This is a genomic window from Yoonia sp. (assembly GCF_046292185.1).
In the GTDB taxonomy this organism is placed as follows: Bacteria; Pseudomonadota; Alphaproteobacteria; order Rhodobacterales; family Rhodobacteraceae; genus Yoonia.
The window spans coordinates 1-10,748 of sequence record NZ_JBKBQY010000109.1 but is presented as its reverse complement, the minus strand read 5'-3'; the positions used below and the strand labels follow the sequence as shown (position 1 = coordinate 10,748).

9 protein-coding genes and 1 pseudogene are annotated in these 10,748 nt (G+C 60.8%); 7 read left to right on the top strand and 3 right to left on the bottom strand.

Going from position 1 to position 10,748, the window contains the following annotated elements; all coding sequences use genetic code 11:
• The 4 genes and pseudogenes from leuC to ACK4TM_RS15500 form a co-directional block, all read left to right on the top strand.
• Window positions 1-1,348, top strand: a 1,348-nt coding sequence (gene leuC, locus ACK4TM_RS15515) for a 3-isopropylmalate dehydratase large subunit (RefSeq protein WP_409702888.1), incomplete at its 5' end; no start/stop codon positions are given.
• Window positions 1,348-1,953, top strand: coding sequence for a 3-isopropylmalate dehydratase small subunit (leuD, locus tag ACK4TM_RS15510; protein ID WP_409702886.1), 606 nt, complete (start codon window positions 1,348-1,350; stop codon window positions 1,951-1,953). The genes leuC and leuD, both read left to right, overlap by 1 nt.
• 233 nt (window positions 1,954-2,186) lie before the next feature.
• Window positions 2,187-3,050 carry a hypothetical protein gene (locus ACK4TM_RS15505; RefSeq protein ID WP_409702884.1) on the top strand — a complete coding sequence of 288 codons (864 nt, stop codon included), beginning with the start codon at window positions 2,187-2,189 and terminating at the stop codon, window positions 3,048-3,050.
• 17 nt (window positions 3,051-3,067) lie between these two features.
• Window positions 3,068-3,961, top strand: a pseudogene (locus ACK4TM_RS15500) (endonuclease/exonuclease/phosphatase family protein); the annotation flags it as partial.
• 9 nt (window positions 3,962-3,970) lie between these two features.
• Here the strand turns inward: ACK4TM_RS15500 and ACK4TM_RS15495 are convergent.
• Window positions 3,971-4,882 (bottom strand): NAD-dependent epimerase/dehydratase family protein, encoded by a 912-nt coding sequence (locus ACK4TM_RS15495; protein ID WP_409702890.1) that lies wholly within the window; start codon window positions 4,880-4,882, stop codon window positions 3,971-3,973.
• Window positions 4,883-4,973: 91 nt separating this feature from the next.
• On the opposite strand from ACK4TM_RS15495, the gene ACK4TM_RS15490 reads away from it, so the two are divergent.
• Genes ACK4TM_RS15490 through ACK4TM_RS15480 form a run of 3 tightly spaced genes read left to right on the top strand, consistent with a single transcriptional unit; the run spans window position 4,974 to window position 8,005 of the window.
• Window positions 4,974-5,867, top strand: coding sequence for a LysR family transcriptional regulator (locus ACK4TM_RS15490; RefSeq protein WP_409702882.1), 894 nt, complete (start codon window positions 4,974-4,976; stop codon window positions 5,865-5,867).
• Between the two features lie 55 nt (window positions 5,868-5,922).
• A complete protein-coding gene (gene leuB / locus ACK4TM_RS15485) occupies window positions 5,923-7,026 on the top strand; it encodes a 3-isopropylmalate dehydrogenase (protein WP_409702880.1) in 1,104 nt (367 codons plus the stop codon).
• A gap of 1 nt (window position 7,027) precedes the next feature.
• The gene (locus ACK4TM_RS15480; RefSeq protein ID WP_409702878.1) at window positions 7,028-8,005 is read left to right on the top strand and encodes a DMT family transporter; all 978 of its coding nucleotides are present in this window, start codon (window positions 7,028-7,030) and stop codon (window positions 8,003-8,005) included.
• Here ACK4TM_RS15480 and ACK4TM_RS15475 read toward each other — a convergent pair.
• Window positions 8,002-9,618 carry an FMN-binding glutamate synthase family protein gene (locus ACK4TM_RS15475; protein WP_409702876.1) on the bottom strand — a complete coding sequence of 539 codons (1,617 nt, stop codon included), beginning with the start codon at window positions 9,616-9,618 and terminating at the stop codon, window positions 8,002-8,004. The two genes, ACK4TM_RS15480 and ACK4TM_RS15475, sit on opposite strands and share 4 nt — an antisense overlap.
• A 56-nt stretch (window positions 9,619-9,674) precedes the next feature.
• Entirely contained in the window at window positions 9,675-10,484 is an 810-nt protein-coding gene (locus tag ACK4TM_RS15470; protein ID WP_409702874.1) for a division plane positioning ATPase MipZ, read from the bottom strand.
• Between the last annotated feature and the right edge of the window lie 264 nt (window positions 10,485-10,748).

Here is a 10,748-nt window from a genome sequence, read left to right as displayed (position 1 = left end):
GGATGGCACCTGCCTTTTGTATATCGACCGCCATCTGGTGCATGAAGTCACCAGCCCGCAAGCCTTTGAAGGGTTGCGGATGGCGGGTCGTGGCGTACATGCGCCCGACAAGACCATCGCCGTGCCGGACCACAACGTTCCCACGACGGCAGGCCGCAACGACCCTAAGAACATGACCGAGGATAGCGCCATTCAGGTCGCCGCCCTTGATACCAATGCCAAGGAATTCGGCATTCATTACTATCCGGTGGCCGATGTCCGTCAGGGAATCGTGCATATCGTCGGCCCTGAACAGGGCTGGACGCTGCCTGGCATGACCGTGGTCTGCGGCGACAGCCATACCGCCACGCATGGCGCCTTCGGCGCGCTGGCCCATGGCATCGGCACGTCCGAGGTGGAACATGTGCTGGCCACCCAGACGCTGATCCAGAAGAAATCCAAGAACATGAAGGTCGAGATCACCGGCAAACTGCGCCCCGGTGTCACGGCCAAGGACATCACCCTGTCCGTCATCGGGGCGACCGGCACCGCAGGCGGCAATGGTCATGTGATTGAGTATTGCGGCGAAGCGATCCGCGAATTGTCGATGGAAGGGCGGATGACCGTCTGCAACATGGCCATCGAAGGTGGCGCGCGGGCCGGGATCATCGCGCCGGATGAAAAGACCTTTGAATATTGCAAGGGCCGCCCGCATGCGCCCAAAGGTGCACAATGGGAAGCAGCCGTCGCCTGGTGGAAAACCCTGTTCACCGATGAAGGCGCGCATTTCGACAAGGTCGTGACCTTGAAAGGCGAAGATATCGCGCCCGTCGTCACATGGGGCACATCGCCCGAAGACGTGCTGCCGATCACCGCATCGGTGCCATCCGCCGACAGTTTCACCGGCGGCAAGGTGGGTGCGGCGCAGCGTTCGCTGGATTACATGGCGCTGACACCGGGCACGCCCTTGACCGATATCAGTATCGACACCGTATTCATCGGGTCCTGCACCAATGGGCGGATCGAGGATCTGCGCGCCGCCGCCGCGATCCTGAAAGGCAAGAAGAAAAAGGACGGGCTGCGCGCGATGGTCGTGCCGGGGTCCGGTCTTGTGCGCGCACAGGCGGAAGAGGAAGGGCTGGCGCAGATTTTCATCGATGCCGGATTTGAATGGCGGCTTGCGGGCTGTTCCATGTGCCTTGCCATGAACCCTGACCAACTGGCACCGGGCGAACGCTGTGCGGCGACATCGAACCGTAACTTTGAAGGCCGGCAAGGGCGCGGCGGGCGCACCCACCTGATGTCGCCCGCCATGGCGGCGGCCGCGGCGATCACCGGCAAACTGACCGATGTGCGGGAGATGATGTAATGCAGAAGTTCACCAAACTCAGCGGCATCGCCGCACCGATGCCCCTGGTCAATATCGACACCGATATGATCATCCCCAAGCAATTCCTGAAAACCATCAAACGGTCGGGCCTTGGCGTGAACCTGTTTGACGAGATGCGCTATGACGATGACCGCAATGAAATCCCCGATTTCGTGCTGAACAAGCCGCAATACCGCGACGCGCAAATTCTGGTCGCGGGTGAAAATTTCGGATGCGGGTCCAGCCGCGAACATGCGCCTTGGGCGATTGCCGATTTCGGCATCACCTGCGTGATCGCGCCCAGCTATGCGGATATTTTCTATAGCAATTGCTTCAAAAACGGTATCCTGCCAATCGTCTTGCCGCAGGAACAGGTCGATATCCTGATGAAAGACGCTGAAAAAGGGTCCAACGCGCGGATTGAGGTAGACCTTGAGGCGCAGACCATCACGTCATCGGATGGTGAGGTGTTTACCTTCGAGGTGGACAGTTTCAAGAAACATTGCCTGATGAACGGCTTGGATGACATCGGCCTGACGATGGAAAAATCCGACGCCATCGCCGGGTTCGAGGCCAAAGCAGGCGCCGAACGCCCCTGGGTCTGACCGATTGACAGGACAAAAGGCCGCAGTCTGACTGCGGCCTTTTTGCGACTTCAGTCACGGCAGCCCACCGATGGTTGCATTGTTGCATCAATGGGCTGCTATAGCGTGTCACCCCATGACGATCCGCTGACAAAGCGTTGCAGCCTTGGCGTAAGTCGGGCCAGTATCTTGCCACGGTTGGGCTGAAAATTCTCTTCAGCCTAACGTGAAACCCTGTGGCGCAGTACTGCGCCATGGTATCTGGGGGGCGGTTTTCGGTGCTATCAAGACTACCAGCGGCAATCGTGCGGGCGTTTCTGGTCATTCTGCTTGTCGGGTTACCATCGGCCCTGCTGGGCAGCGGCACGTTTGACAGCACGCTGATCATCGCCCTGGCGGCGATCTTTGCCGCCTTGTTCACATTTATCGAATACAGCGCGATCAGCCCCAGCATGGTTGAATTCCGCGATGCACCGCCGTTCAACCGCGCCAGATTCGCGGGCCTGTTCGCGATTGTTTTCTGTCTGGTAATGATCTTTCAGGACGCCGCCAGCCCATCGCGGATAACGGTGATTTTCCAGATGACGGGTGCCGCCGTGGGCGAAGTGATTGACCTGCCTTATTCCCCGGTGCGGCTGATGGTGCTGATGATGCCAGAGGATACCGACCCCGCGCTGCTGGCCCAGCTGCGCAGCGCGGCCGGATTAAGCTATCTGATCGCGCTGTTGTCGGTGATCGGGTTTATCATCCTGCTGCGCCTGCAGCGCTGGCCACGCCGCGATGATGTGTTCAATGTCTGGGTCAATCTGCCGACCTTTGACCCGACCGCTGGCGGCGATGTCGTCAAAAGGCTGCAAAGGGATGGACGTTTTAACATCATCTTAGGAATTTTGCTGCCATTCTTGGTGCCAGTGGCTTTGACACTGTTGCTGTCGCTTGGTGCGCCCATCAGTTTGCAAAGCGCGCATACCTTGATCTGGACGGTGGCGACATGGGCGTTTCTCCCCGCAAGTATCCTGATGCGCGGTGTCGCGCTGACCCGTGTCGCCGATATGATCGCGATGCAGCGCATGAAAGCGCGCGACCGCGTCGGGGCAGGGCCTTTGGCTGGGGCCTGATCGCGTGCCTGTGGCCCTTGCTGGCCAGCGCCGACAGCCTGCGCATCGCGACCTATGCCGCCCCGCTGGGCCGTGACGGGCCGGGGCTGCTGCTGCGTGACCTGACCAAAGGCGATGATCCCCAGATCGCCGCGGTGCTGGCGGTGATCGCGCGGGTCAACGCGGATGTGCTGGTGCTGACCGATTTCGATTATGATCTGGACGGTCTGGCGCTGGCGGCTTTTGCCGCAATGGTTGATCCGCCTTATCGGTATCAATTCGCCCTGCGCCCGAATACCGGGATGCCGACGGGGCTGGATATGGATCAGAACGGTTATCTGGGCGAGGCGCGCGATGCGCAGGGCTATGGCCGGTTCAACGGCAGTGGCGGCATGGCGATCCTGTCGCGGCTTGCCGTGGATGCGGACGGGGTGACTGACCTGTCCGCGCTGCTGTGGCGCGATCTGCCGGGGGCGGTGTTGCCTGTGCTGGCTGGTCAGCCGTTTTTGCCGGATGCCGTGCGCGATGTGCAGCGCCTGTCCACGACCGGGCATTGGATCGTGCCGGTCAAGATGGCGGATGCGCCGCCCTTTGCGATCATGGTGTTTTCGGCGTCCCCGCCTGCCTTTGACGGGCCGGAGCGGCGCAATGTCTTGCGCAACCGCGACGAATTGCGGCTGTGGGAACAGGTGCTGGACGGCGGGTTCGGGCCGGTGCCGCAGGATTTCGTGATCGCGGGCAACGCCAATCTTGACCCTGATGCGGGTGACGGCGACAGGGCGGCGATGGCGGCGTTTCTGGCGCATCCTTTGTTGCAGGACCCGGTGCCGGGCCAGCCGACAGCGGATTGGACCGATCTGGGAATCGGACGATTGCGCGTAAGCTATGTGTTGCCGTCGCAAGACTGGCAGGTTGTCGATGCCGGGGTGCATTGGCCGGGGTCAGAGGACAGCGGCGGTGTGTCCGCCGGTGTCCATCACCTTGTCTGGGTGGATATCCGGCGCGATGCCCGCCTGCATGACGGTGGTCAGGTCGCTGGCGCGGAAATCGGGCAGGATCCGTGCCAGTTTCGCCCCGCCGATCCGGTGCGGCATGGCGAAAAGATAGCGCATCTCATGCAATTCCCGTGCGAGCGGCCAGAACGGCGACAAAAGCGCCATCAGCCGCCAGGGAAAGGCGGTCAGCCTGACGGGTTTGCCCAGCCGCGCCGCGACCTGCGTAGCAAGATCACGATAGGTAAAGGCGTGGCCGGGAAAGGGGATATCCTCGAACGGGTCCAGCACATCGCGTTTTTCGGCCAACATGACGGCGGCGCGCGCCCAGTCGGGGACGTAGCAATAGGTTTGCAGCGTGTCGGGGTCGCCGCCGTGGGTGACTCTGCCTTTGGAGATTTCGCGCAGCAGCAACATCTGCATGATATCGCCATTGCCTTGCGGGTCGATGAAATTGCCCGCGCGCAGAATGATGGTCTGCACACCGGCAGCGCGGTAGGATTGTTCCATCGCGATGCGTACGCGACCTTTGCGGGTGGTCGCCAGATGCGGCGTATTCTCATCCAGCACGCCGGGCTGATTGCCGTAATTATAGATATTGCCGGGCAGGATCACGGTCGCATTGCTGGCGCGGGCGGCGGCGATGACCTGTGCGGTGATCGCGGGGATCGTGACCTCCCATTTGTAGTAGGCGGGCGGGTTCAGCCCGTTGACGATGACGTCGCAGCCCATGGCGGCCTGCGTCATGTCATCGGTTTTGCGGTTGAACTGGCGCACGGTCCAACCGGCGTTCCAGAATGCCTCTGCTGCGTGGCGGCCGATCTTGCCAGAGCCGCCGAGGATCAGAGCTGTTTGGGTCATTGTGATCTCCTGCATGTTGAAATCAGGAGTTTCGTATATTCATATGCATTCGTATATTGTCAGAAAGCGGATATCATGTATTCATAATTGAATGAACAAATTGCCATCTCTCGACTGGTCGCTGGTGCAGGCCTTTCTGGCGGTCGCCGAAACCGGCAGTCTGTCGGGGGCGGCGCGGGTTCTGGGGGCCAGTCAGCCGACGCTGGGCCGCCAGATCAAACAGATCGAGGCGCAATTGGGCGCGGAATTGTTTCACCGCCAGCCGCGCGGTTTCGCGCTGACCGATATCGGCGCGGCACTGGTCCAGCCTGCGACGGCGATGCGCGATGCGGTGCAGCGGATCGCACTGACGGCGGCGGGGCGGCAGGCCAGCCTTGCCGGGACAGTGCGGATCACGGCGAGCGTGTCGACATCCGCGCTGCATCTGCCGCCGATCATCGCGCAGATCCGCAGACTGGAACCCCAGATCGCGATTGAACTGGTGCCCAGCGACGACAGCCGCAACCTTTTGTATCGCGAGGCGGATATCGCGGTGCGGATGTACCGCCCGACGCAGCTGGACCTGGTGACGCAGCATATCGGGGATATCCCGCTCGCGGTTTTTGCGGCGAAAACCTATCTGGCAGAATGTGCTGCGCCGCGAAACACCACTGATCTGATGCAGCATGATTTTGTGGGGTTTGATGCCAGCCCGGATATTATCGACGGGTTTCGTGCTGCGGGCATCACAGTGGACAGGGAATTCTTCAAGACCCGCTGCGACGACAATATCGCCTATTGGGAATTGGTGCGCGCGGGCTGCGGGATCGGCTTTGCGCAGGCGGGCGTCGGGCGGGATGATCCACTGGTGGAGGAAATTGACATTGGCTTTCCGCTGCCGGTGCTGCCTGTCTGGCTGACCGCGCATGCGGCGATGCGCCAGACACCGCGGATCAGGCGGGTGTGGGATCTGCTGGCGGCGGGGTTGCGTCCGCTGGTGTCTTGAACCTTGACGCTGGGCGCGCTACGCCAATGCGAACAATTTTGACAAGGAAAAATCCATGGCCAACCCATCCCTTCTGATCCTCGCCGGTGACGGCATCGGCCCCGAGGTCATGAACGAGGTCAAGCGCATCATCGACTGGTTCGGTGCCAAGCGCGATCTGGCCTTTGACGTATCAGAGGATCTGGTGGGCGGTGCCGCCTATGACAAACATGGCGTGCCGCTGCATGACGACACGATGGCACGCGCGCAGGAAGTCGATGCCGTGCTGCTGGGGGCTGTCGGTGGGCCGAAATACGATGATCTGGATTTCAGCGTGAAACCGGAACGCGGGCTGCTGCGCCTGCGCAAGGAAATGGACCTGTTCGCCAACCTGCGCCCGGCGCAATGTTTTGACGCGCTGGCGGATTTTTCATCATTGAAAAAGGACATTGTTGCCGGTCTGGACATCATGATCGTGCGCGAACTGACCTCGGGCGTGTATTTCGGGGAACCGCGCGGCATCCATATGGAAGACAATCTGCGCGTGGGCATCAACACCCAACGCTATACCGAAGCAGAGATCGAACGCGGCGCGCGCGCGGCGTTTGAACTGGCGATGAAGCGCGGCAAAAAGCTGTGTTCGATGGAAAAGGCCAATGTGATGGAAAGCGGCATCCTGTGGCGCGATGTCGTGACCGAGGTCCATCAGGATTATCCGGAGGTTGAGCTGTCGCATATGTATGCCGACAATGGCGCGATGCAGCTTGTCCGCGCGCCCAAGCAGTTTGACGTGATTTATACCGACAACCTGTTCGGCGATATTCTTTCGGATTGTGCGGCGATGCTGACCGGGTCACTGGGGATGTTGCCATCCGCGTCGCTTGGCCTGCCGATGGCGAACGGGCGGCCCAAGGCGATGTATGAACCGGTGCATGGCTCTGCCCCCGATATTACCGGCCAAGGCAAGGCGAACCCGATTGCCTGTATCCTGTCGTTCGCGATGGCGCTGCGGTATTCCTTTGACCAGGGGGCCGAGGCCGACAGGCTGGAAGCCGCGATTGAAAAGGTGCTGGCCGATGGCGCGCGTACTGCGGATCTGATGGGGCCGGAAGGTGGCACACCGCTGTCGACCACCCAGATGGGTGACGTGATCCTGCAAGCCCTCGACGCGAGCCTGTGATATGACCCCGAACGCCAAAGGTGCCCTGATCGCGTTGGCCGCCTTTGGCGTTTTTGCCACGCATGACGTGGTGGTAAAGGTGCTGGGCGGGATCTATTCGCCGGTGCAGATCGTGTTCTTTTCGGTGCTGCTCAGCTTTCCTTTGGCGACATTGACGTTGATGCGCGACAACAAGCCCAGCACGCTGGTGCCGATCCATCCCTGGTGGATGCTGACGCGGGCGGTGGCGACGGTGATGACCGGGTTTACCGCGTTTTATGCGTTTTCGGTGCTGCCTTTGGCGCAGGTCTATACGATCCTGTTCGCCTCGCCCTTGTTGATCACGGTGCTGGCGATCCCGGTTCTGGGCGAAAAGGTCCGCATCCGGCGCTGGGCGGCGGTGATCGTGGGGCTGATCGGCGTGCTGGTGGTGCTGCGGCCGGGATCGGCGGAATTGTCCATCGGGCATCTGGCGGCGCTGCTGGCGGCGGTCGGCGGATCGGTTGCGTCGATCATCGTGCGCAAGATCGGGTCAGAGGAACGGCCCGTGGTCATGATGCTCTATCCCATGACGCTGAACTTTGTGGTGATGGCCGTGGCGCTGCCCTTTGTTTACGAGCCGATGCCGATCGAGCATCTGGGGATGATGGGGTTCATTGCGGTTTTTGCCTGGATCGCCAGCCGGATGATCATTGCCGCCTATCAGGCGGGCGAGGCTGCGATCATCGCGCCGATGCAATACAGCCAGATCATCTGGGCCACGATTTTCGGCTATTTGTTCTTTGACGAATTGATCGAGATGAACACCGCTTTCGGTGCCGGTATCATCATCGCGAGCGGTCTGTATATCGTCCTGCGCGAAAGCCGCAGTGGGGCGTCGGAAAACACGCCGGTGTTGCGCACGCGGTCACGGTCCGAAACCGGGATCATCCCGCGCATCAGCATGCTGGTCCGGATCACCGGCAAGACATTGCCGGGGCAGAAGAAGGGCCGCGGTTAACGCCCTTCGGGCGGGACAAAGCTGTGGGCATTGGCCCGCGCCCAGCGTTCGCGATAGATCGGGTTGTCGTCGCCGTCGTCCAACAGGAAACCGGGGCGCAGATAGGTATAGACGTCATTGGCTTCGGTCATCTGCCCGTCGCCGCGCCGCGTCATGAAATGATAGGGTTCGAAATTCGTGGGGTCGGTCAGGCCGGCAGCGCCCGCCATTTCGCCCAAGGCTTTCAATGTGTTGGCGTGGAATCGCGCGACGCGGTGGGATTTGTCGCCGACATCCAGCGCGCGTTGGCGCAAAGGGTCTTGCGTCGCCACACCCACGGGGCATTTGTTGGTGTGGCAGGCCTGTGCCTGAATGCAGCCTACGGCGAACATATAGCCGCGCGCGGAATTGCACCAATCAGCGCCAATCGCCAGGGCGCGGGCGATGTCAAAGGCGCTGACGACCTTGCCTGCGGCCCCGATCTTGACCTGATCGCGCAGGCCCGCGCCGCGCAGGGTGTTATGGACAAAGGTCAGCCCTTCGACCAGGGGCATGCCAACATGGTTGGCAAATTCCAGCGGTGCGGCACCGGTGCCACCCTCGCTGCCGTCCACGACGATGAAATCGGGCACGATGCCGGTTTCCAGCATCGCCTTGACGATACACATGAATTCGCGCCGGTGCCCGATGCATAATTTGAAGCCGACAGGTTTGCCGCCTGACAGATCGCGCAAAAGGCCGATGAAGCGCATCATCCCGACCGGGTCGGAAAATTCGGGGTGCGCGGCGGGTGACACGCAATCGAACCCCATCGGGATGCCGCGCGCCTCTGCGATTTCTGGCGTGATCTTGGCGGCGGGCAGCATGCCGCCGTGGCCGGGTTTGGCCCCCTGGCTGAGTTTCAGTTCTATCATCTTGACCTGCGGGTCAGCGGCGGTTGCGGCGAATTTTTCCGGGTTGAAACGCCCGTCATCATTGCGGCAACCGAAATAGCCTGACCCGACCTCATAGATCAGATCGCCACCTGCCTGCCGGTGATAGCGGCTGATTCCGCCTTCGCCGGTGTCATGGGCGAAACCGCCCATCTTTGCCCCGGTGTTCAGGGCAAGGATGGCGTTCGCGGACAAGGCCCCAAAGCTCATCGCGGAGATATTGTAGAGCGAGGCGTCATAGGGTTGTTTGCACGCGGGATTGCCGATGCGCACGCGAAAATCAGTATTGTTGAAGTGCACTGGCTGCACCGAATGGGTCAGCCAGGAATAGCCCGCCTCGTACACCTTTTCCTGCGTGCCGAAGGGGCGTTTATCTTCGGCCCCCTTGGCACGTTGATAGACGAGCGAGCGCTGTTCGCGGCTGAACGGCTGTTCGTCCTGATCGTTTTCAATCAGATATTGCCGGATTTCGGGTCTGATCCCTTCCAGCAGGAAACGGATGTGCCCCATGATCGGGTAATTGCGCAGAATGGAATGATTGTGCTGGCGCAGGTCGCGCATCCCCAGCAGGGTCAGCGCGACAAAGACGGCGGCGACGATCCAGAATGCCGGATACCAGAATGCAGTGACGGCGCTGAATATGGCCAGAAGGGCGGCAATGATCAAAGGGGTGTAACGGTTGGGGACTGACAAGCGTGGCACAAGGAATCCTGCGTTTGGGTGTGTTGCCCCGCACCTATACCGGATGGGCGCGGATGTCAGAAATTTAACTTTACCCCCGGCAGGTCCAGCGATTTGATCAGGTCGCGCAATTCCTGCCGCGCGGCAATGTTGGAAATGTTCAACCCCTTGACCCCGGTGTCGCGCAGATCAAGCAAGGTTAGCCCGCGGGGAAACAATTCGCGAAAGATCACTCTTTCGTTGAAACCCGATGCGGTGCGGAACCCGATCCGGCGCGCGAGTTTTTCGATCACACGTTGCATCTTTTCCTTGTTGACCATGGCCTGCGCGCCCATTCGGTTGCGCACCACGACCCAGTCGATGGGTTTCAGCCCGGCCTGCGCGCGCAATTGCCGCGCGTTCCAGACCATTTCGGAATAGACCGAAGGGCTGGTGATCTGCTCACCCTCAGCGTCGACATGGGCGAGCAGGTCAAAATCGACGAAACTGTCATTCAGCGGCGTGATCAGCGTGTCAGCCAGCGAATGGGCAACCTGGCTGAGCCTTGTGTGCGATCCGGGGCAGTCGATCAGGATGAAATCGCAGTCGGTTTCAAGCTGCGCCACCGCGCGCGACAGCCGCAGGTCAGAGACATGTTCACCCGGTTGCAGGCTGGTTTCATCCACCTCGGGCAGGGGCAGGAAGACGGGTGAGGGCAGATCCAGTCCCGCCTTGGCGATATATTCGGCGCGATTGGACAGATAGCGCCCCAATGTCTGTTGCCGCAGATCCAGATCCAGTACACCGACCCTGAGCCCGCAGCGCGCAAGGGCGGTGGCCACATGCATCGACACGGTGGATTTGCCAGCGCCGCCCTTTTCGTTCCCGACAACGATAATATGCGCCACGCTGAAATCCCCTTCACCTTGTTACCCCGGTGATTACTACATGATGTGTCAAAGCCAAGTAAATCCGCAGGATTAACGGCGCGGATGTGTGGTTTTTGCCAAAGCGGCGCGGCAGGCTTGACACAGGGACTGCAAAGGCGCATCTAGCACGCAACAGATGCAAGCTGCCGCGTGAGCAGAGCAGGACCATCATTGGTCTGTCGCAAGGCATCGGTTGATTTTCAGGTTCCCAGATCACGCAGGGGTCCCGCGCCACATCGGCGC